The 21,599-nt window shown below is 65.2% G+C and carries 17 protein-coding genes; 12 read left to right on the forward strand and 5 right to left on the reverse strand.

What is annotated here, in order from left to right; all coding sequences use genetic code 11:
* Window positions 1-17: 17 nt before the first annotated feature.
* Together Y887_RS15295 and Y887_RS15300 are read right to left on the reverse strand one after the other, a co-directional pair.
* Window positions 18-221 (reverse strand): hypothetical protein, encoded by a 204-nt coding sequence (locus Y887_RS15295; RefSeq protein ID WP_046965163.1) that lies wholly within the window; start codon window positions 219-221, stop codon window positions 18-20.
* A gap of 3 nt (window positions 222-224) precedes the next feature.
* Entirely contained in the window at window positions 225-788 is a 564-nt protein-coding gene (locus Y887_RS15300; RefSeq protein WP_181113180.1) for a peroxiredoxin family protein, read from the reverse strand.
* Between the two features lie 449 nt (window positions 789-1,237).
* Between Y887_RS15300 and Y887_RS15305 the strand changes: the two genes are divergently transcribed.
* Window positions 1,238-2,143, forward strand: a complete 906-nt coding sequence (locus Y887_RS15305; RefSeq protein ID WP_046965165.1) for a DUF4424 domain-containing protein — start codon at window positions 1,238-1,240, stop codon at window positions 2,141-2,143.
* 300 nt (window positions 2,144-2,443) lie between these two features.
* On the opposite strand, the gene Y887_RS15310 is transcribed toward Y887_RS15305, so the two are convergent.
* Both Y887_RS15310 and acs read right to left on the reverse strand, forming a co-directional pair.
* Entirely contained in the window at window positions 2,444-3,112 is a 669-nt protein-coding gene (locus tag Y887_RS15310) for a response regulator transcription factor (protein WP_005995494.1), read from the reverse strand.
* Between the two features lie 230 nt (window positions 3,113-3,342).
* Entirely contained in the window at window positions 3,343-5,286 is a 1,944-nt protein-coding gene (gene acs, locus Y887_RS15315) for an acetate--CoA ligase (protein WP_046965166.1), read from the reverse strand.
* Between the two features lie 295 nt (window positions 5,287-5,581).
* Here acs and Y887_RS15320 point away from each other — a divergent pair, with 295 nt between their 5' ends.
* From Y887_RS15320 to Y887_RS15345, 6 genes are all read left to right on the forward strand, one after another.
* Window positions 5,582-6,964: a DcaP family trimeric outer membrane transporter gene (locus Y887_RS15320; protein ID WP_046965167.1), complete on the forward strand. Its 1,383-nt coding sequence runs from the start codon at window positions 5,582-5,584 to the stop codon at window positions 6,962-6,964.
* 69 nt (window positions 6,965-7,033) lie between these two features.
* Entirely contained in the window at window positions 7,034-7,351 is a 318-nt protein-coding gene (locus Y887_RS15325; RefSeq protein WP_046965168.1) for a DUF485 domain-containing protein, read from the forward strand.
* The gene (locus Y887_RS15330; protein ID WP_046965169.1) at window positions 7,348-9,075 is read left to right on the forward strand and encodes a cation acetate symporter; all 1,728 of its coding nucleotides are present in this window, start codon (window positions 7,348-7,350) and stop codon (window positions 9,073-9,075) included. The genes Y887_RS15325 and Y887_RS15330 overlap by 4 nt, the downstream gene beginning before the upstream one ends.
* A gap of 623 nt (window positions 9,076-9,698) precedes the next feature.
* On the forward strand, window positions 9,699-10,706 hold the full coding sequence (locus Y887_RS15335) for a glycerophosphodiester phosphodiesterase family protein (RefSeq protein WP_084726065.1): 1,008 nt from the start codon (window positions 9,699-9,701) through the stop codon (window positions 10,704-10,706).
* Between the two features lie 87 nt (window positions 10,707-10,793).
* Window positions 10,794-11,684: a peptidylprolyl isomerase gene (locus Y887_RS15340; protein ID WP_046965171.1), complete on the forward strand. Its 891-nt coding sequence runs from the start codon at window positions 10,794-10,796 to the stop codon at window positions 11,682-11,684.
* A gap of 56 nt (window positions 11,685-11,740) precedes the next feature.
* Window positions 11,741-12,496: a hypothetical protein gene (locus Y887_RS15345; protein WP_245879437.1), complete on the forward strand. Its 756-nt coding sequence runs from the start codon at window positions 11,741-11,743 to the stop codon at window positions 12,494-12,496.
* Between the two features lie 73 nt (window positions 12,497-12,569).
* On the opposite strand, the gene Y887_RS15350 is transcribed toward Y887_RS15345, so the two are convergent.
* Window positions 12,570-13,715 (reverse strand): ROK family protein, encoded by a 1,146-nt coding sequence (locus Y887_RS15350; protein WP_046965177.1) that lies wholly within the window; start codon window positions 13,713-13,715, stop codon window positions 12,570-12,572.
* Between the two features lie 146 nt (window positions 13,716-13,861).
* Here Y887_RS15350 and Y887_RS15355 point away from each other — a divergent pair, with 146 nt between their 5' ends.
* From Y887_RS15355 to Y887_RS15375, 5 genes are all read left to right on the forward strand, one after another.
* Window positions 13,862-16,498 (forward strand): TonB-dependent receptor, encoded by a 2,637-nt coding sequence (locus tag Y887_RS15355; protein ID WP_248827424.1) that lies wholly within the window; start codon window positions 13,862-13,864, stop codon window positions 16,496-16,498.
* Window positions 16,488-17,753, forward strand: a complete 1,266-nt coding sequence (locus Y887_RS15360; RefSeq protein ID WP_245879435.1) for a phosphodiester glycosidase family protein — start codon at window positions 16,488-16,490, stop codon at window positions 17,751-17,753. Before Y887_RS15355 ends, Y887_RS15360 begins: the two co-directional genes overlap by 11 nt.
* A gap of 357 nt (window positions 17,754-18,110) precedes the next feature.
* Window positions 18,111-18,968, forward strand: coding sequence for an ankyrin repeat domain-containing protein (locus Y887_RS15365; RefSeq protein WP_046965173.1), 858 nt, complete (start codon window positions 18,111-18,113; stop codon window positions 18,966-18,968).
* 161 nt (window positions 18,969-19,129) lie between these two features.
* Complete coding sequence (locus Y887_RS15370) at window positions 19,130-19,981, forward strand: ankyrin repeat domain-containing protein (RefSeq protein WP_245879434.1); 852 nt, start codon at window positions 19,130-19,132, stop codon at window positions 19,979-19,981.
* Between the two features lie 144 nt (window positions 19,982-20,125).
* Window positions 20,126-21,599: Tle-like phospholipase domain-containing protein (locus Y887_RS15375; protein WP_046965178.1), on the forward strand; the 1,474-nt coding region annotated here is incomplete at its 3' end.

Here is a 21,599-nt window from a genome sequence, read left to right on the forward strand (position 1 = left end):
GGCCCCCGCCGCTGGACTCAACCGCAGCAGTAGCAGACGTTGCCTTGTCCCAGATCGCCGCCGAACTCCGGACACTCGGCCTTGCAGGCCCAGGCACTACACGATTCGACTTTCGGCTGTACGTTACCGACCGCCATCACCTGAAACGCACCGAAGCCGGTGCTGGCCAGAAACGTCGCTGCCATCAACGCACTGCGCAAGCTTACCCAACGCTTTTTCATGCATTACTCCCTCAACGTTGCAAAAGCCGCTGGCGCATCCGTGCGGCCCAAGGCGGCGACCAGGTCCTGCACCCGCTCCGTGGTATCGAAGACGCCAACATGGGAATGGCGCACGCGCCCGTCTCCATCGATGGCCATCAGCAGCGGCACGTTGCGCGCGCGGAACAGCATCAGCGCGCGACGATCGGTCAACGTGACCACCGGAAAATCGAAGCCATGCACATGCGCATAGCGCGCGGCCTGCGCCGCATCGCAATGGCACACGCCCAGCAACTGCGGCCGACCCGGCAGGTTGGCCTGCAACTGCCGCGCCGCACGCAGTACGGTCGGCGCCGAGCGCTGGCAATACGGGCAGGTGGTGGTGAAAAAGAACAGCACCTGTGGCTGCCCCTGCGGCGCACCCAGCAGATGGCGCTGCCCCTGTGCATCCACCGCCTCGATGCGCGGCACGTACATCCCCTCGTACGGCGTGCTGACGCGCGTCTGCAGCCACTGCTGCTGCACGCGCAGTTGTCGGTTCTGCCACGCCAGCACGGCAATCAAGGCACATGCCACCAGCAGGCCAATCCATAGCCAGGGAAAACGTCGCGCCATGCCATCTCCAAAGCGTCCTTGATGCCCGAGCCTTGCCCAGGCATCAGCTCATGGTCAATGGTGATATCGACAACTGCGATGTCGTGCGGTGCACAGGTGTGGATGCGATCACGCCGGTGCGCTTGGGCTTGCCACCATCGGAAAACGCCAGACGAACGGTTTGCGCAAACGCGGCTGCCGGCAGGCCTTGCAGGTGACTCACGCAGCAGTGGCGTGATGCGCTCTGCCGCTGCGATCAAGCAACTACACTTGGGCTTGCCAGCATCGGCAATGACACGCCGGCGCCGCGCGCCAAACACCGCGGCAGGCCCGGCCTTGCGAGGGGCAGCAGGGAGCTGTCGCACGCTGCCATCTGCCGGTGTGCGGTGCATGGCATGCTGTGCACCGCGGCGCGTCGGTGCGTGCCGGTTTCGGGGGGAGCGATGCACAAGGGTTCAATCGCGCGCCGGCTGTTGCTGGCGGTATTCGTCTGCGCGAGCGCGCACGCCAACGACAGCAGTTTTGGCGACGACAACGGCACCATCCGGCTGCTGCACCAGCCCGACATCAGCATGGACAAGGAAGCGCTGCTGCTCAGCGAAGAACGCGTGCAGGTGGACTACGTGTTCACCAACAACAGCGAGCGCGACCTCAGCGTGCCGGTAGCCTTCCCGATGCCGCCGATGTATTTCGGCATGGCCGACCACAGCGCGCTCACCGACTTCAAACTCTGGGTGGACGGCAAGCCGGTCGCCACCACGCGCACGCTGGTGGTGTTGCTGGACGACGGCAGCGACATCTCCAAGGCGTTCGCCGCCACCGGATGGACCCAGGACGACGTGGAAGCCTTCACCGAATCCGGCAGCCCGCCCAAGGGCCGCAAACCGCTGCCCGCGCGCTGGGTCGATACCGATGCGCAACCGCGTTTCACCCTCAACGAGTACTTCGTCTGGCAACAGGCATTTGCGGCGCGCCGCAGCGTGCAGATCCGGCATGCGTACGTGCCCAGTCTGTCCACCGGCGTGCCGCAGCCCAGCACGTCTCTGCTGGAGTCCTATGCAAAGGACACCTGCATCGAACCGGCCACCAAGGCCAGCATGCAGCGCCGCGAAGGCCAGTTCGGCCTGGCCTGGGCCAATCTGCGTTACGTGCTCACCACCGGCAAGAACTGGAACGGCCCGATCAAGGAGTTTCAGCTGACCATCCGCAAGCAGGCCGCCAGCGACATCCTCAGCCTGTGCTTCGACGGCGAGCTGAAAAAGATCGACCCGTTGACCTTCCAGTTCAAGCAGGCCAACTTCGTTCCGATGCGCGATCTGAACATCCTGTTCGTGCGCGCGCCGGAATAAACCCGCCAAGCAGCAACCGCAGGCGCGCACCCGGGCGCGACGGAGTGTTACCGGCAACGCCCATCACGCTCGTCCGCGCCTACGTGCATCGGTTGTCTTCTGCAAAATGCAGCATTGCCGAGAATGCGCATCGCGCCGAGGTGCGCTCCTACGCTAGGTGACGCGCCGCGTTGCATGGCAATCCGTCGATAGCCCACCACCGACGACGGCCGAGGTGACGGGATCGCACGTAGGAGCGCAGCCGGGCGCGACGAAGCGTTACCGACCAACTCCCACGCACGCAGCCGACCCCTGCGCGCGTCAGTCCTCTTCCGGCGGCGGCAGCACGATGCCGTCGGCATCGATGGCGAGCTTGCCGGCCATCAGCACCGCCTGGGTGCGGTTGGTGACGCCGAGCTTGCGCAGGATCGCGGTGACGTGCGCCTTGATGGTGGCTTCGGACACGCCCAGGTCGTAGGCGATCTGCTTGTTGAGCCGGCCTGCGCCAAGCATCTGCAGCACGCGGAACTGCTGCGGGGTCAGATCGCGCAACCGCTGGCCGACCTCGCGCTCTTCGCTATCGGTGGGCGGCAGGTTCTGCGCTTCGGCCGGAATCCAGCGTTCGCCATCCAGCACGGTGGCCAAGGCGCGGCCGATGGTGTCCGAGTCAGCGGATTTGGGAATGAAGCCGAACGCGCCGTGATCGATCGCACGCCGCATCACCGTGGGCTCTTCGCGTGCGGACACCACCACCACCGGCAACTGCGGATGCAGCGAGCGCATATGCACCAACGCACTGAAGCCCTGCGCGCCCGGCATGTTGAGATCCATCAACAGCAGGTCCGCGTCCGGTTGCGCATCGGCCAGCGTGTACAACGCATCCACGTTGTCGGCTTCGAACAATTGCACGCCCGGCATGACCCGCTGCACCGCCCCGCGCAAGGCCTCGCGAAACAGGGGATGGTCATCGGCAATCAGCAGGGTGGTCATTGAGGGGCCGGGATTGGGGATTGGAGATTCGGGATTCGCACAAGCGTGGGATGTTGGGATTCTGGAGCCGTGAGTCGTAGAACCGGGGATGTCGGGATTCGCAACAGCCGGTCTGCAAGTCGTCTGCCTCCCGATTGCCGCTCAATCCTGGATATCCAGGGAGAGGAATGGCGAAGGATTGGGAACCCGTTGTTGCGAATCCCCACTCCCCAATGCCTAATTCCGGCCCTTCAGCGCGTTAGCCGTTCATTGACCAGCGAATCCACCACCGATGGATCAGCCAGGGTCGAGGTGTCGCCGAGCTGGTCGGGGGCGTTTTCGGCGATCTTGCGCAGGATGCGGCGCATGATCTTGCCCGAGCGCGTCTTCGGCAGGCCGGGGGCCCACTGCAGGTGATCGGGCGAGGCGATCGGGCCGATCTCCTTGCGTACCCAGCTCACCAGTTCCTTGTGCAGGTCTTCGCTCGGAGTCTCGCCGGCGATCAGGGTCACGTAGGCATAGATGCCCTGGCCCTTGACGTCGTGCGGGAAGCCGACCACCGCCGCTTCGGCGACCTTGGGGTGCGAGACCAGCGCGCTTTCCACTTCGGCGGTGCCGATGCGGTGGCCGGACACGTTGATCACGTCGTCCACGCGGCCGGTGATCCAGTAATAGCCATCGGCATCGCGACGGCAACCGTCGCCGGTGAAGTAGCTGCCCGGATAGGTGCGGAAATAGGTGTCGATGAACCGCTGATGGTCGCCGTAGACGCTGCGCATCTGGCCCGGCCACGAATCCAGAAGCACCAGATTGCCCTCGGTGGCGCCTTCCAGGATCTTGCCTTCGGCATCGACCAGCGCCGGCTGCACGCCGAAGAACGGCAGGGTGGCCGAGCCCGGCTTGAGGTCGACGGCGCCGGCCAGCGGCGAAATCAGGATGCCGCCGGTTTCGGTCTGCCACCAGGTGTCCACGATCGGGCAGCGGCTGTCGCCGACTACCTCGTAGTACCAGCGCCAGGCTTCCGGATTGATCGGCTCGCCGACGCTGCCGAGCAGGCGCAGGCTCTTGCGCGAGGTCTTCTTGACCGGCGCTTCGCCGTCGCGCATCAGTGCGCGGATCGCGGTGGGCGCGGTGTAGAACAAGGTGACCTGGTGCTTGTCGATCACCTCCCAGAAGCGCGAGACGTTGGGGTAGTTGGGCACGCCTTCGAACATCACCGCGGTGGCGCCATTGGCGAGCGGGCCGTAGACGATGTAGCTGTGGCCGGTCACCCAGCCCACGTCGGCGGTGCACCAGTAGATGTCGTCCTCGCGCAGGTCGAACACCACTTCGTGCGTGTAGCTGGCAAACAGCAGGTAGCCGGCGGTGGTGTGCAGCACGCCCTTCGGCTTGCCGGTGGAGCCGGAGGTGTAGAGGATGAAGAGTGGGTCTTCCGCGTTCATGCGCTCGGGTTCGCACTCGGCCGGCTGGCCATCGACCACGTCATGGAACCAGCGATCGCGTGGCGCCTGCATCTCCACCGCGCCGCCGGTGTGGCGCACCACCAGCACGGTTTCGACCGTGTTGGTGCCGGGAATCTTCAGCGCCGCATCCACGTTGGCCTTGAGCGGAATCTTCTTGCCGCCGCGCAGGCCTTCGTCGGCAGTGATGATCAGCTTGCTCTGGCAGTCGATCACGCGGTCGGCGATGGAGTTGGCGGCAAACCCGCCGAACACCACCGAATGCACCGCACCGATGCGCGCACAGGCCAGCATGGCCACGGCGGCATCGACGATCATCGGCAGGTAGATGGTGACCCGGTCGCCCTTCTTGACGCCAAGATTGCGCAGCGCATTGCCCAGCTTGCAGACGCGCTCATACAACTCGCGATAGGTCACCGGGTACGACGCCGCGTCCGGGCTGTCGGGTTCGAACAGCAGCGCGGTCTTGTCGCCGCGCGTGGCGAGCTGGCGGTCCAGGCAGTTGACGCTGGCATTGAGTTCGCCGTCGCCGAACCAGCGGATATGGAAGTCGTCCAGCGCGAAGCTGACGTCCTTGACCTGGGTCGGTTGCTTGAACCAGTCCAGCCGCTGTGCGGCCTTGCCCCAGAACTGCTCGGGATGCTCGATCGATTCGCGGTACAGCGTTGCGTACTGCTCGCCATCGACGCGTGCGCCCTTGGCGAACGCGGGATCGACGGGATAAACATCAGCCATGGCACCCTCACTTGCGATGAACTTGTCGGGAGAGGGCGGTGCGGCTGCCCTCGGTAGGCAATCAGTGTGCCGTATCCATTCTGTCCCGGTGGTCAACGGCGCGTTAGACCATGGTCGTAACCGGTGGCGTGCGCTGGCGCACATCCGTTGCGAGTCCTGGTGCGACCATCGGTCACCTTGTGGAATGCTGCGTTGCAGCTACGACCAAAGGCGAATAGGCTGCAAACCGCGGACTGCCTCACGCTCCGCACAGCATCGCCATCAAGCGCGAGGCCTTCATTGGGGAGAGGGTTCCATGACACACCGTATTGCACCGTTGGTGCGCAAACCGCTGGCCGCCGCCTTATTCGTGGCCATCATGCTGCCGGGCGTGGCGTTTGCGCAGACGGCCAAGGAAAAGGCGCTGGAAGCGCGCATTGCCGAGCTCGAGCGCCAGGTTCAATTGCTGGTCTCTGCGCAGCAACAGCAGCAGGGCCAGATCGCCCAGACGCAGACCCAGGTCACCGAGGTCCGCGCTGCACAGGCGCAGGCACCTGCCGCGCCGGCGGTTCCTGCCGGCAAGAAGCCGATCCAGCTGACCAGCATCACGCCGAACGCGTTGCCGGGGACAACGTTCCGTTACGGTGGTTTCATCAAGGCCGACTTCATGACCACCCGCACCAGCGACGGCGCATTGCCTGAAGGTGCGGTGGGGCGCTACCTGTACATTCCGACGCAGACGCCTGTCGGGGGGCAGGCGTCGAGCACCGACACCGACTTCCATGCCAAGTTCTCGCGCTTCAACCTGGGCGTGGACACGGTCACCGAAAACGGCGACAAGCTCACCGGTTTCATCGAACTGGATTTCTTCGGCAACGCGCTGGCCAACCAGGTCAACAATCTGTACGGCGGCACCTTGCGGCATGCCTACATGAGCTGGAACAACTGGCTGGCTGGCCAGACCTGGTCCAACTTCATCGACGCCACGATCCTGCCAGAGGCGGCCGACATCGTCGGGCCGACCGACGGCGCGCTGTTCAGCCGTCAGACCCAGATCCGCTACACCCGCGGCGCTTTCAGCGTGTCGGCGGAAAACCCCGAAACGCTGACCACGCCCTACCAGGGCGGCAATACCATCCTGGCCTCGGACCACGGCGCGATGCCGGATCTGACCATGCGCTACAACTGGAAGGGCACCTGGGGCACGTTCGGACTGTCGGCGATCGCACGCCAGTACCGCACCCGCAGCGCGCTGACCAACGACACCGACTTCGGCGGCGCCATCGCCGGTGGCGGCCGCTGGATCATCAACTCCAACAACGATCTGCGCTATCAGCTCAGCTATGGCGAAGGTCTTGGCCGCTATCTGGGCCTGGGCAACGGCTCGGACGTGGAGATCGACATCGACGGCAATATCCAGACCGTCAGCACGATCGCAGGCTGGGTGGCCTGGCGCCACGACTACAACGCCAAGCTGCGCAGCACCATCATGTATTCGCGAGTGAATTACGACCACGACATCGCCAATACCGGCGGGCTGGCGAGCAAGTCGCAGCAGAGCATCCGCGCCAACGTCTTCTATTCGCCGCTGCCCAAGGTGGATGTGGGTGCTGAGCTGATGTACGGCCGCCGCGAAGCGGAGAACGGAGATTCCGGCGACATCTCGCGTCTGCAGTTCACCACCAAGTACAGCTTCTAAGCTTCATCCCGCCGGCGGCCCGCCACGTATGTGGGCGGGCCGTGCCGCCCGCACTCCAGGAGACAGACCATGACCGTCTCGAATGACGCACTGATCGCCAAGATCGATGCCAATCCGAAGTACCACGCGCTCAAACGCCAACGCAACACGCTGGGCTGGACGCTGACCGTGCTGATGTTGCTCGCCTACTACGGCTACATCGGCCTGATTGCCTTCGACAAGGAATTCCTCGCCAAGCCGATCGGCGCCGGGGTGACCTCGATCGGCATTCCGATCGCGATCGGGGTGATGGTGTTCACCATCATCATCACCGCCATCTATGTGCGTCGCGCCAACAGCGCCTACGACCAGCTGACCGCGCAGATCCTCGAGGAAGCCCGCAAATGAGCAAGACTTCGCGCCTTCTCCTGATTCTGGCCGGCCTGCTGCCGGCAGGCCTCGCGCTGGCCGCTGGCGGCGACATGGGCCAGGTCGACAAGCAGCCCACCAACTGGGTGGCGATCGGCATGTTCGGCTTCTTCGTGCTGGGCACCTTGTGGATCACCAAGTGGGCGGCGGCCAAGACCAAGTCGGCCGCTGACTTCTACACCGCCGGTGGCGGCATCACCGGTTTCCAGAACGGCCTGGCGATCGCGGGCGACTTCATGTCGGCGGCCTCGTTCCTGGGCATTACCGCGGCGGTGATGGCCAACGGCTACGACGGCCTGATCTATGCGATCGGCTTTCTGGTCGGCTGGCCGATCCTGACCTTCCTGATGGCCGAACGGCTGCGCAACCTCGGCAAGTACACCTTCGCCGACGTGGCCGGCTACCGCTTCGCGCCGACCGCCATCCGCAGCTTTGCCGCTTCCGGCACGCTGGTGGTGGTGCTGTTCTATCTGATCGCACAGATGGTCGGTGCCGGTGCGTTGATCAAGCTGCTGTTCGGCCTGGACTACTGGGTCGCGGTGACCCTGGTCGGCGTGCTGATGATGATCTACGTGCTGTTCGGCGGCATGACCGCCACCACCTGGGTGCAGATCATCAAGGCGGTGCTGCTGCTGACCGGCGTGACCTTCATGGCCGTGGCGATCATGTGGCACTTCAACTTCAGCTTCGAGGCGCTGTTTGCCGAGGGCGTGCGGGTGAAGACGGCCATTGCGGCCAATGGCGGCGCATCGCAGCAAGACGCGGCCAAGGCCGGCCTTGCGATCATGGGCCCGGGCGGCTTCGTCAAGGATCCGATCTCGGCGATCTCGTTCGGCATGGCGCTGATGTTCGGCACCGCCGGCCTGCCGCACATCCTGATGCGCTTCTTCACCGTTCCCGATGCCAAGCAGGCACGCAAGTCGGTGCTGTGGGCCACCACCTGGATCGGTTACTTCTACATCCTGATCTTCATCATCGGCTTCGGTGCGATCGCGCTGGTCCTGACCAACCCGCAGTTTGCGGACGTCACCACCGGCACCATCCACGGCGGCAAGGGTGCGGCCAACATGGCGGCGGTGCTGGTCGGCAATGCGGTCGGCGGCAACGTGTTCATGGGCTTCATTTCGGCGGTGGCCTTCGCCACCATCCTGGCGGTGGTCGCAGGCTTGACCCTGTCCGGCGCCTCGGCGGTGTCGCATGACCTGTACGCCACGGTGATCAAGAAGGGCAATCCGGCGCCGGGCTCGGAGCTGAAGGTCTCGCGCGCCACCACCCTGGTGCTGGGCGTGATCGCCGTGCTGCTGGGCATCGTGTTCGAGAAGCAGAACGTGGCCTTCATGGTCTCGCTGGCCTTCGCCATCGCGGCCTCGGCCAACTTCCCGGTGCTGATCCTGTCGTTGCTGTGGAAGAACTGCACCACCCGCGGCGCAGTGACCGGCGGCTTCCTGGGGCTGGTCTCCTCGCTGGTGCTCACCATCCTGTCGCCGTCGGTCTGGGTGGACACGCTGGGTAACGCGGCCGGTTCGGCGCCGTTCCCGTACACCTCGCCGGCGCTGTTCTCGATGACCATTGGCTTTGTCGGCATCTGGCTGTTCTCGATCCTGGATCACAGCCCGCAGGCGGCCAACGAACGCGCAGCGTTCAAGGCCCAGCAGATCCGCGCCGAAACCGGCCTGGGTGCCAGCGGTGCGTCGGGTCACTGACGCATAGTCACCGAGCAGTCGCAGAACGCCGGCCTAGTGCCGGCGTTTTGCGTTTTGGCCAAGGCTGGGAGCGGGCAGCGTCTGTGTTGCCAGGTCACTACGATCATCCGCCGACGTGAGGTCCGGGGGTTTTATCGGTCGACCGTGCGCACAGCGCGGATGCCGGCAGCGATCCAGCGTCGTGACCACCCAGGCGCAATGCCACATCAGACCTCGGCGCGCACGCGCCCGACGCGCTGAGTGCCCATGCACGCGCTGCGTCCTTGCGTGGCATCGACGCGATCGCATCGTCCACTTCGTTTTTCACGCAATGCTTGCGCGATCGCGAACAACCGCAACACCAGCGAAGAAATTAAGTCATCGAGGGTGACTAAATTGGCCGCAAGCCGAACGCTGATCACGCCCGGCTTGGCCTCTCCCCGGTATCGACCGGCTGGCGAGTGCGCTGCAAGCGAGTCCGCCGATTGCGTCGACCCGTCGGCTCTCGTCCATCCCTTGCCCTTCCTGCACCTACGAACCGGGACACAGAGACCATGCCTACCCTCCTCGCTCCACATCCGCTGGCGCGCGCCTGCCGCCTGTTCGGCGCCCTGGCCCTGCTGGCTGCACTGCCGCAGCTGGCGATGGCCGCCTGCAACGACAGCTCCGACATCAAGATGCAACGCATCCTGTTCAACTCCTCCAATACCGTTGTGCTGGCGCACCGTGGCTTATGGGGCAAATACGCCGGCATCGCCGACATGCCGGAAAACTCGCGCGGCTCGCTGCAGATCGCCAACGACCAGTGCATGGATGGCGTGGAACTGGACGTCAAGCTCACCAGCGATGGCGTGCCGGTTTTGCTGCACGACTACAACCTGGGCCGCACCACCACCGTGTGGCAGCAACATCCCGGAGTGAAGTACGACCCGATCACCAACCAGGGCGTCAACCCGTCGATTCTGGTCACCCCGTGGTCGCAGGTCAGCCAGTTGTTCCTGCTGACGCCGGATCGTCGTACCACCACCGGCTATCACGTACCGCGTGTGGATGAGCTGTTTGCCTATTACAAGCAGCACAACCTGCGTACGCCGATGGTGTTCGACATCAAGGATGCGGCCACGGTACGCGCAGTGCGCAAGGCCGCCGAGAGCCAGTTCGGCGTGGCATCGGGCAGCTATGTGGCCGCCAAGGTCAATGCAACGCTGTACACCAGTCGCGATGCCTACCGTGCAGATGGCAGCGGCATGGTCGGCATTCCGGTGTTCACCACCAACATGCTGGGCAAGATCAATGTGCGCCAGACGATCTCGGCATGGATGAACAACGGTCACCAGACGATGGAGATCAACGTCAAGCAACTCGGCGGCCTGCTGCAGAGCGATGCCGATTTCATTCGCGAGCGTGGCTATCGCGTGGGCGTGTTCCAGGCGATTCCCGACGGCCCGTCTGCCGGCAAGTTCTATCAAAACAGCGGCGCCTGCTGCTACGCGTTGTCGGATCTGTATTTCTCCTACGGCGGTGGTCGCGACACCGCCGACAATCGCGGCAATCTGGATTTCATCGTGCGCGACGAGGCCTTTGGCCTGATCACCAGCGACGACCCGAAAGCGGCCATCGCCTACCTGCGTGCGCGCGGCAAGCACGACTAGGCAATGCAGTTGGTCGGCCCATCCGGGTCGGCGACCCCGACGGCGGCTTCCCGCCGTCGGTTCCTGCCAAAAACGGAGATCTTTTGCATGTTCCCTATACGTTTCTTTTCCGCCGCGCTTGCGCTGAGCCTGATCGCCAGCACGTCGCTGGCGCAGGCAGCCGATGTCACTGCCAGCACCGGCGTACGCCCGCGCTCCGGCGCGGTGCTGCAGATTGGCAAGCAGTCGTTCAGTGCGCCGGAATATCGCGCGCTTGCCCTGGCCGATCTACCACAAGGATCCAACCCGACTACCGCAGCGGACCCGGCGTTCGTACGCGAATTTGCCGATCGTCTGTTGTTGGTGGAGCAGGCGCGCCAGGCGGATGTGCAGGACGACCCGGCCGTCGCTGCGCGCATTCGCCAGGCCACCGACGCCATTCTTGTCAACGCGATGCAGGCGCGCGCATACCAGTCGGCGCATATCGACGCAGGACAAGTGCAGGCCCAGTTCGATGCACATCCGCACGATTACGACGAAGTGCGCATGAGCCACCTGTTTGTGGCGCTCGATCCGCAGGGCGATGCACGTCGCGGTCACACGCTGAGTGATGCGCAAGCAGCAGCACGTGCGCAGCAGCTCAAGCAGCAGCTCGATGCGGGCACGCCCTTCGCCGAATTGGCGATACGGGAATCCGACGATGCCTCCACTGCGTCCGAGGGGGGGCAACTGTCGTCGATCTTCCTGCGCAATGTGGCTGATGTCTTCGTCTCATCGGTGCAGGGCTTGGCGGTGGGCCAGGTGTCGGCGCCAGTGCGCGGCCCGCAGGGCTATCACCTGATCCGTGTGGATGCGCGCACGCCGGCCACGTTTGAAACGGCGCGCGGGCAGATCGAAGTGCAACTGCGCGAGCAGGCGGCGAGTGCGGCGATGGAACGCTTGCGTCAGGCCAATCCGCTGCAGTTCGATCACGCAACGCTGGAAGCGGCATTGCGCTGAAGGCAGTGACGATGATCAGCCAGCGACAAGACGCGCGCGTGCCCGGCGGCAATCACATGCGCTCGGTGGCGCCCGTGCTGAGTGTGGTAGCGCTACTTCTTGCATCTGGCGTTTGGGCAATCCGCACGCCGGATGCGCGCAGCGTGCAGAACGTCCCGGTAATGGGGCATGCAGCGCGTGCAGCCGTTCCACTGCCACCACGTCTGGCGCATGCGCCGCTGGATTTGTTCGACAGTGCCATGCAACAACTGGCCTGTCGCGAACGTAGCGAGCAACACGCAGCGCAGATCGCCCGAGGTGCTGGCGCAGCCGCGCCAGAGTCGGCCAGCAATCGCTGCGTTGCAGGTACGCAGTTACAGATCGAAGCAATGCTGCGCACCGCTGCAGCAAATGGCGATGCCGATGCAAAACGCTATCTGCTGGCACGGCGTGCGGCCGAGTTGCTGCAACGTGCGGTGGCCGGCGCACCTGCCGGCATGCCTGCGCAACTGTCGGCGAGCGACGAACAGGAGATGGCCGCGATTGTGGCCGAGTTGGAAGCGCTGGCCTTGGCGGGCCATCGCGATGCCATCGACACCTTGGCGCAGGTGGTGGAATCGCCGCTGTTGCTTGCGCCCGACCCGGTGTACGCGGCGGCGTGGCGGCTGGCATCGCGCCAACCGCCGGGCCACGCGCTGGATCCATCGGCACCGTTGCAGGCAGAAGACGAATTGCTGGAGTCGCTTACCCAACAGCAGCAGCAACAGGCACGTGGGCTGGCGGTCGAGTTGTTCGGCTATTGCTGCCGTGGGCGCACTGCCACCGCAGATTGACGCGTGTTCTGCGACGCACGAACAACGGCAACGCAGACTGTCAGCACCCGCGGCAGGGCAGGGGTACCTTCACTCAACGGAAGTAGCGCGCCTTCAACGGCAGCGTCGCCGCCCCGATCGCGCAGGCATCGGCCGGCGCTTCGGCCGGCAGCAGCGCCGGCAGCGGGCGGCCCTGGCCGCGACGCGGCTGGTTGTCGATCTGCACGGCGGCGATCAGGCGCTGCGCCAGATCCGCCGGCAGACGTCCGCCGAAGACGATCGCTTCCGGGTCGCACACCGCGGTGATCGCCGAGACGACCAGCGATGCGCCCGGCGCGCTGCGTGCGATCCAGTGCTCGATCGCCGGCCAGGTGGGGTCATAGGCGGCCAGTAGCGCGCGCACGTCCGGCAGTGCGATTCCGTCGTCGGCCAGCAGTTCGCGCAGCAGTTCCAGCGTGGCGCGTTCGAGCTTCTGCGCAGGCAGCATGCCGGCGAACTCGCCGGCATTGCCGCGCGCGCCGCGCAGCACCTGGCCGTCGACCACCAGCCCGCCGCCGAAGCCGTAGCTGAGGTAGAGGTAGGCGAAATCGCGGTATCGCCGGCCCACGCCGAGCATGGCCTCGCCGGCCGCAGCCACGCTGCCGTCGTTGTCCATCCACACCGGCTGCGCGAATGCCTCGGCCAGCCACGGACACAGCGCGATCTGGCCCAAGGCGCGCAGCGGCTCGGGCGGATTGATGAAGCTGTCCACGCCGGTAAAGAACCCGCTCACCGCCACGCCGATCCCCAGGCGCGGGCCTGCCGCGTCGACACGCGCCAGCACCGCGGCATCGGCGGCCTGCAGCTGCGCCAGCACGCCGTACAAGGTGGTATCGGTCAGCGCTACGTCGGTGACGGCCAGGACCGCACCGGAAAAATCCATCAGCGCCAGGCTCAGCGCGTCGGTGGCGATGGAGATGCCCAGGGTGTGGCCGTGGCCCGGGTTCAACGACACCGCCACGCCCGGCTTGCCGCGCCCGGCACGGGCGATGCTGCTGCCCATCTGCACCATGCCGCGCGTCTGCAGGCCCTCGATCAGGCGCACCGCGGTCTGCACGGTCAGCCCGGTGCCACGGCTCAGGTCGGCGCGGGTCAGCACCCCGGCCAGCCGCAGGCGGTCGAGCATGTCGCGCTCGTTGAGGCTCAAGCCGGGCAGGGCTGGCGCGTGCGGAGGCAGCGCAAAAGCGACGGTGGAGGGCATGGCACGCAGTGTCACGGGGGGAGCGGCTAGCTTACCCGCCCCTGGCTGAAATAATTAATTCACAGTAAGTTATTAAATTGTCGGCCTCATCCTCGACCGGCCGTCCCATGTCCCGCTTCAGCACCCGCCCGTGCCCCCGTCTTTGTTTGCTGGCCCTGTGTATCGGCACCAGCCTGAACGCCCATGCCGTCGAGCCGATTCCGGCGTCGTCGGCTCCCGCCAGCGACGCACCGGTACAGCTGGACACCGTGCAGGTTTCCGGCCAGCACCTGTCGATCCGCCAGGCCATCGGCGCCAAGCGCGAAGCGGCGGTGGTCTCCGATGGGGTGGCCGCCGACGATATCGGCTCGATCCCGGACTTCGGCCTGGGCGAGGCGCTGCAGCGGGTGCCGGGCGTGTCGATGGTGGTCAACAACGGCCGCGGCGAAGCGCAGTTCATGAGCCTGCGCGGCTTCAACCCCGACTACAACACGGTGCTGATCGACGGCGTGGCGCTGCCATCCACCGAAACCAGCCGCCGCGTGCAGTCGCTGGATGTGATCCCCGCATCGCTGGCGCAGCAGGTGGACATCTACAAGACCTTCAACGCCGACATGGACAGCAATGCCATCGGCGGCATCGCGTCGCTGCGCACGCGCAGCGCGTTCGATCACCAGGGCCCGTTCGCCACCGTGCGCGCAAACCTGGCCGACTGGGAAAACCGCCGGCAACTGCAGGGCAGCGGCCCGTCCGGGCAGGTGCAGGGCAGTTTCAGCGACACCTTCGGGCCGGACGACCGCTTCGGCGTGGTGCTGTCGGCCGATTATTTCCGCCGCGACTCCTCGTCGTTGAACACCGCCATCGACAGCTACAGCTATTACGCCAACGGCGCACGGCAGACCCTGACCCCCACGCTGGACACCGACGGCATGGCGATCGCGCCGGACCGGTTCCGCCCGCTCAGCTACGACAACGTGCGTCAGCGCCGCAGCGTGTTCGGCAAGCTGGAGTACGACGATGGCGATGTGGTGAAACTGGCGTTGAGCGCCGGCTCCTTCGAACACGACAACGACGAACAACGTCGCTCGCAGTGGATCAACCGGGTCGGCAATGCGGTGGTGGCCGATGCCGACGACGGCCGCTATGCGCAGGGCAGCGCACAGACCGATGCCAACCGCTTCGACCAGACCCGCACGCTGCGTTACGCGCAGGCCAGCGGCCGCTTCCGCCTCAATCAGCAGGGCCATCTCGATGTGTTGTTCAACCGTGCCACCGGCAAGTATCGACAAGACACGCGCGAAGATGTCTTCACCGCGGCCGCTTCCGCACGGCTGGGATTCGGCTACGCGCTGGGCGACCACACGCGCCCGACCATCGCCCTGGTCGACCCCGGCTACTACGGCAATCCGGACAATTACCTGCAGTCGTACTTCCTGACCCGGGTGGAAAGGAGCAGCACCGACACCACCACCGTCAAGGTCGACTACAGCCAGAACGCCGATGCGGATGCGCAGGGGTGGGGGCTGCGCGCCGGCCTGCAGTACCGCGATCTGCAACAGCGGTACAATCTGGATGAAGTACGCCGCAATCCGGTGGGGCGGGTGAGTCTGGCGACCGTGGGCAGCGACGATGCACGTATCTGCCCGTACGCCCATTTCAGTTGCCTGCTGCTGGTCGATCCGGCGCGGGTGGCTGCGTTTGCGGACGCCTCGCCAGGCGCCTACGCACTGGCAGGCACCAATGCACGCAACAGTGCGATCAGCGATTTCCGCATCGACGAACGCAATGGCGCGGCCTACCTGATGGGCACCTGGCATGGGCAGCGCACGCAGGCCGCGTTCGGCCTGCGCAACGAGTATCTGCAGCGCGAGGTGCTCAGCGCAGTGCCGCAGCCGCTGAGCAGCACCACCAATTACCTGCAGCAATCGGACGCCAGCGACCGACGCTTCCTGTTGCCATCGGCCAACCTTGCCTGGGACATCACCCCGGCGCTGAAACTGCGCATGGCGGGCAGCCGCAGCATCGGCCTGCCCACCTACGGCGATATCGGCCAGAACAGCAGTCCGGTGGTGGACACCACCGGCTTGACCATCAACCGTAGCATCGCCAACCCGCAGCTGCGCCCACGCCGCGCCGACAATCTGGACCTGTCGCTGGAGTGGTATCCGGATCAGGATACGCAGCTGTCGGTGGCGCTCTTCCACAAGCGCATCGACGACGAGATTGTGCGCGTCACCAGCACCGATCTGCAGCGCAATCCGGGCGGGCTGATCGGCACCTATCAGGTCACCACCACCCAGGCGATCAATACCGGTGCGGCCAGTGTGCGCGGCGTCGAGTTCACCGCCATCGATACGCGCTTCGATTTTCTGCCCGGCGCCTGGTCGCATCTTGGCGCGATGGCCAATCTGACCCTGCTCGCCCCTCGCACCGCCGACGTGCAGATGAGCGATGGCAGCCTGCGCGCGCTGCCCGGCCTGATGGAGTCGCCCAAGCGCAGCGCCAATGCCTCGCTGTTGTACGACATCGGCCGGTTCAGTGCGCGTGTCAGCGCCAACTACACCGGCCTGCAGTTGCTGTCGGCGGCTACCGACAACCGCGTCAACGACCGCTATTACGACGCCATCACCAGCTACGACGCGCAGCTGGCATGGCGCGTGTCCGACAAGCTGCGCATGACCCTGCAAGGCCGCAATCTCAGCAACGCGCGGCTGACCCGCGTCATCGGCGCCGACCAGCAACTGATGCGCGAGCAACTGGATAACGGCCGCGCGTACTACCTGGGAGTGGACTATGCGTTCTGATCGCCGTTGCGCGTCGACGCTGCTCGCCTGCCTGATGGCCGTCTCCATCGGCAATGCATCCGCCGACCAAGCCGCCATGCCCGCGGCAACGCCGCCGTTCGTGGCGATGGAGACCGTCGTCAGCGGCGATTGCTGGGGCCAATGGCCCGACGATGTGCTGGCGGCGGTCAGCCGCTGCAAACCGGCCGAGCACAATCGCATCGCCCTGCAGGTCATCGACGATGCCGATGGCCCCGCACGGGTCGGCATCGATGCGCAGCCCTGCAACGGCGCGCGCTGCGCGGATCTGGCGCAGCTGCTGCAGTCGGCACCGGCGCAAGCCCTGCTGTTGCGCACGCCGCCGGCCCGCATCGCTGCGGTGGTGGCGGCGCTGGATCACGCGCAGGCGCGTGCCCGCGCGAGCATCGAGCCGCTGGTGCAGGCGGTGCCTGCGCCCGCGGAACCGATCACGCTGGCGCCGGGCGTGCGCTACTGGCGCCAGCGCGTGGATGGGCCGCAGCCGGTGATGCTGCACATCGCACGGATCGACCTGACCACGCCGGGCCTGCAACTGGTCGGCACGCGCGGCGACCGCAGCGGCGGTGGCGAATTTCTCGCCAACCCGACCACCGCCTTCGTGCGCGATGGCGGGCTGGCGCTGGCGATCAATGCCGACTATTTCCTGCCGTTCGATGGCGGGCATCTGTTCGACAAGGCCTTCGTGCCGGCAGCCGGGCAGGGCGTGACCGCCGAAGGCCTGGCGATCGACGACGGCCATCTCGATTCGGCGGCCGCCACCGGCGATGCGCGCGTGGATGGCGCTTTTTGCGTGAGTAAGCGCAACGCGGTGCACATCGTGCGCGGCAGTTGCCCAGCCGGCACGCGTGTCGGTGTGGGCGCCGGCCCGCTGCTGTTGCTCGATGGCAAACACCAACCGCGCGAAGCCAGCCGTGCCGACTACTACGACGGCCCCGAACCGCGCAGCGCGCTGGGCCTGGACCGCGCCGGCAAGACCCTGTGGATGGTGGTCGCCGACGGCCGCCAGCCCGGCTACAGCGCCGGCATGACGCTGGACGCGCTGACCGCGGTGCTGCAGCAACTCGGCGCCCACGCGGCCATCAACCTGGACGGTGGCGGTTCCAGCACCTGGCCGCGCGCGTCGACGGGCGCGTACGCACGCTCAACCGCCCCATCCACACCGGCATTCCGGGGCGCGAACGCCCGGTGGCCAACCAGTTGGGGGTGCGCATCGCACCTCTCCACTGAGAGCCGTTGACACATCTACGACGCGCTCACCGCAGGGCGCGGGTTTTCCGGACACCGGCATGCCCCACGCGCACGCCGGTGTCCGCGTCGTCCACTCTCTGTGGCCGCCGATCGCCACGTTGAGGTGTGCCCCTCTGAGGCGTTCTTCCGCTACACGGCCGCCTCGCCGCATCTGTCTGCCACTGCGGCTATACCTGTGGAATCGATGACTCGCCGACTTGCCAGGCCGCCGCGTTGGGCTATGCTATGTGCGTTAGTATCGCTTGCACTAGTGTGGTGGTCGCCGCAACGGTCGGTGGCAGCGCATGCCCAGCGGCGATAACTCTCACCCCGCCGCTCGGCGGGCACGGCGCAACGGAGGCGCGTCATGCCATCGCATTTGTTCGTCCGGTTCTGCTGCATGGTGCTGCTGGCCATCACCGGCTGTTCGCCTGCCGCGCAATCGCGCTATTCGCCCGAACGCAACTTCACCGATCCCAAGGCATTGGCGCTGGCGCTGGCGGCCGAGCAGGGCGATGCCGAGGAAGTAAGACGGCTGATCAAGGTGGAGGGCGTCAACCCGGACACCATCTTCTCCAAGGACGGTCATCCGCTGTTGTTCTGGCCGATCTTCACCCACAGCCCGGCCGGGTTGAAGGCGATGCTGGAGAATGGGGCCGATCCCAACGCGGGGCAGTTGCATCCTTTGCAAGAGACTACGCGGTTCAAGGGACGTTACCGGAACCGCGCAATGGTGTGGGCGGCCGAGCAGGATGATCCCGTCTATCTCAAGCTGCTGCTCGATCATGGCGTGGATCCGAACACATATAATTCAAACGGCGAGACATTACTTTTTCATGCACTGATCAAACAGGACAAGTGGCCAAACATCCAGTTGTTAGTAGAGCGCGGCGCCGATGTGAATGCATTGGCGGGCATGGGAGGAACCCTTGTGGAGAATTACGCGGGCACCGGTGGATTCGAGCGGGTTTTCTGGTTGTTGGAGCATGGGGCGGACCCGCGTATTGAGTATTCCGGAGGTGCCGCGACGAGGAAACTGGACTCACGCACGATCACTTCGATCTATTGGCATCCGGGAAATCCAAAGGATCCCCGCTGGCAGCGACAGTGCCAGCAATGGCTGCTGGCACACGGATACACGCGACCGGCAATGCCCGATCATTACAAACGCATGCGCAAGGCGTTTCACTTCCCAACGGAAGAAAAAGATATCCCGTTGCTTTGACCTCCATGCGCAAGGATTGATCGCATGCAAACGCCCGACCAACACGCACCACAACGCCAATATGATGCAGCCCACACAAAGTGCGGGGCAGATCGCGCACGGCAAGCGGCCAACTGGCTTACCATCCAGCACCTGTGCAATCAGCCGCAACGGAGGCGCGCGTGAAGCCACCGCATATTTTAATCCGGTTCTGCTGCATGGTGTTGCTGGCCATCACCGGCTGCTCGCCAGCGGCGCAATCGCGCTATTCGCCCCAACGCAACTTCACCGATCCCAAGGCATTGGCGCTGGCGCTGGCGGCCGAGCAGGGCGATGCCGAGGAAGTAAGACAGCTGATGAAGGTCGAAGGCGTGAACCCGGACACCATCTTCTCCAAGGACGGATATCCATTGTTGTTCTGGCCGATCTTCACCCACAGCCCGGCCGGGTTGAAGGCGATGCTGGAGAATGGGGCCGATCCGAATGTGGCGCTGCCCTATCAGACATTGGATCGAGGCGTGCGCAATAACCCAAATGCAATGGTTTGGGCAGCTGAGCAGGACGATCCGATCTATCTCAAGTTGTTGCTGGATCATGGCGGTGACCCGAATACGCGCAATGCGAACAACGAGAGCTTGTTGTTTCATGCGCTCATCAAGCAAGACAAGTGGCCGAACATCCAGTTGTTGGTCGAGCGCGGTGCCGATGTCAATGCATTGGCAGGAATGGGAGGGACTCTTATCGAGAACTACGTCGGTACGGGCGGATTCGAGCCAGCGTTCTGGTTATTGGAGCACGGTGCTGATCCGCGTATTGAGTATTCCGGAGGTGCCGCGATGAGGAAACTGGACTCACGCACGATCACTTCGATCTATTGGCATCCGGGAAATCCAAAGGATCCCAGCTGGCAGCGACAGTGCCAGCAATGGCTGTTCGCGCGTGGGTACGCGCGGCCTGCAATGCCGGACCATTACAAACGCATGCGCAAGGCGTTCCACTTCCCAACGGAAGAAAAAGATATCCCGTTGCTTTGACCTCCATGCACAAGGATTGATTGCATGCAAACGCCAGACTTGCACAGACAACGCGAGCAACTGCTGGAGGACTTGCGTGCCAGTGACACTGCGCAGGCTGCGGCGCGCGCTACCGAGTTGCAACAGCTTTATCATGCGCATGAAATGGCTTCGCTGGCAGATGATGTTTACGACTCTGCAAAGGGATATGGACAGGCGCCAGCTGGATGGCTTCGCGGCAGCGAGAATCTTGATCGGCTTCGTAGCGGCATGCCGGAATTGGCGAGGGTAAACGACGAGGAGCTTCGGGATCTTCTCCGGCCCGAAAAATCCGGCTTCCGCGCCGAAATCTACCTCCCAGATGCAGCAGTCCTTGGCCCCGGCTACAAGCCCACCGTGGTCTACAAAGGCTCTGCAGGGGAAGTGAAAACCGCCAATGGTCTGCGCGACACCAGCGCCGAAGATTTTCTGGCCAACAACTTCCCGCAGTCGGTCGGCATGCAAACCGATTACTACGATCGTGCCATGCGTTTGGCATCCCAGTTGAAACTGCAGAACGTCGATTTCGAAATCGCCGGCCATTCCCTGGGTGGCGGTATGGGTTCGGCAGCCTCGGCGGTGAGCGGCGTGCCGGCAACCACCTTCAATGCCGCCGGTTTGCATCCGGCAACCGCCCAGCGCTTTGCCAAGAGCACACCGGGTGTGCAGCTCTACGACACCGCCGACACCGTCGTTGCCTATCAAGTCCAGGGCGAAATGCTCAACAACGGCATCCAGGACAATATCCACCGGCTGGATGCGGCGCGGCGCCAGCAGCTGGCCGCGGTGATGGGCGACACCGCCACCCTGGTGCGCACCCTGCCGGAGGGACAGGCCTTGCTCGACAGCGCGCTGACCCGCGATGTGCCGCTGAATGCGCAGCCGGCGGTGCATGCGTTCGTGGACCGGCTGGCGCAGGGCGATACCGCCCGGCTGCTGCAGCAGCTGCCGCTGGCCGCCGGCCGCATCGAGCCGGTGTTGCCGGCCAAGATGCAGGGCCAGGATGGCGCGCTGGTAGACCGCGCGCAGGCGCTGACCTTGCAGGAAAGCCTCTACCTGGCCGGCCCGGCGCTCGGGGTGTTGCGGGCTGGCGCTGCCGGCGCGCAGATCGGGCGTGGCCTGGGCGAACACAGCGCCGCGCTGGGACGGGCGGGCGGTGCGGCGCTGGATGCGGCCGGCGACGGCGCGGCGCGCAGCATGCAGATGAGCGGCGCGGCCATCCGCCATGGCGGCAGCGCCGCAGGCACGGCACTGGACGCCGGTGGCGACACGCTCGGACGTGGGCTGGCCGCAGGCCGTGCGGTTGCCGGTGAGCTGGATGCCAGCGCGCAACGCTGGGCGTTGCAGGCCCAGGCGCAAGCGCAGGACACCGCCGCCGCCGCACTGCGCGGTGTCGCACGCTGGTTGCCCGATACCGCACAGGCCACCTTGCTGGAGCAGGCCCAGGCGTTGGAGCGACAGGCCCAGGCAGACCGCCAGCAGGCCGAGCAGCACGCCGCGCGGTTGCGCCAAGACAGCGCCCACCAGGCCGAGGCCTTGATGCGCACCACCGCAGGCGCCGCAAACGCAGCTGCAGATCAGGTGCGCAGCGTGTCGGCGC

Source organism: Xanthomonas pisi DSM 18956 (genome assembly GCF_001010415.1).
Lineage (GTDB): Bacteria > Pseudomonadota > Gammaproteobacteria > Xanthomonadales > Xanthomonadaceae > Xanthomonas > Xanthomonas pisi.

Coding starts and splice junctions, on each gene's coding strand:
- Y887_RS15295 (WP_046965163.1), bottom strand. CDS start 221: ATGAAAAAGCGTTGGGTAAGCTTGCGCAGTGCGTTGATGGCAGCGACG.
- Y887_RS15305 (WP_046965165.1), top strand. CDS start 1,238: ATGCACAAGGGTTCAATCGCGCGCCGGCTGTTGCTGGCGGTATTCGTC.
- Y887_RS15310 (WP_005995494.1), bottom strand. CDS start 3,112: ATGACCACCCTGCTGATTGCCGATGACCATCCCCTGTTTCGCGAGGCC.
- acs (WP_046965166.1), bottom strand. CDS start 5,286: ATGGCTGATGTTTATCCCGTCGATCCCGCGTTCGCCAAGGGCGCACGC.
- Y887_RS15320 (WP_046965167.1), top strand. CDS start 5,582: ATGACACACCGTATTGCACCGTTGGTGCGCAAACCGCTGGCCGCCGCC.
- Y887_RS15325 (WP_046965168.1), top strand. CDS start 7,034: ATGACCGTCTCGAATGACGCACTGATCGCCAAGATCGATGCCAATCCG.
- Y887_RS15330 (WP_046965169.1), top strand. CDS start 7,348: ATGAGCAAGACTTCGCGCCTTCTCCTGATTCTGGCCGGCCTGCTGCCG.
- Y887_RS15335 (WP_084726065.1), top strand. CDS start 9,699: ATGGCCGCCTGCAACGACAGCTCCGACATCAAGATGCAACGCATCCTG.
- Y887_RS15340 (WP_046965171.1), top strand. CDS start 10,794: ATGTTCCCTATACGTTTCTTTTCCGCCGCGCTTGCGCTGAGCCTGATC.
- Y887_RS15345 (WP_245879437.1), top strand. CDS start 11,741: ATGCGCTCGGTGGCGCCCGTGCTGAGTGTGGTAGCGCTACTTCTTGCA.
- Y887_RS15350 (WP_046965177.1), bottom strand. CDS start 13,715: ATGCCCTCCACCGTCGCTTTTGCGCTGCCTCCGCACGCGCCAGCCCTG.
- Y887_RS15360 (WP_245879435.1), top strand. CDS start 16,488: ATGCGTTCTGATCGCCGTTGCGCGTCGACGCTGCTCGCCTGCCTGATG.
- Y887_RS15365 (WP_046965173.1), top strand. CDS start 18,111: ATGCCATCGCATTTGTTCGTCCGGTTCTGCTGCATGGTGCTGCTGGCC.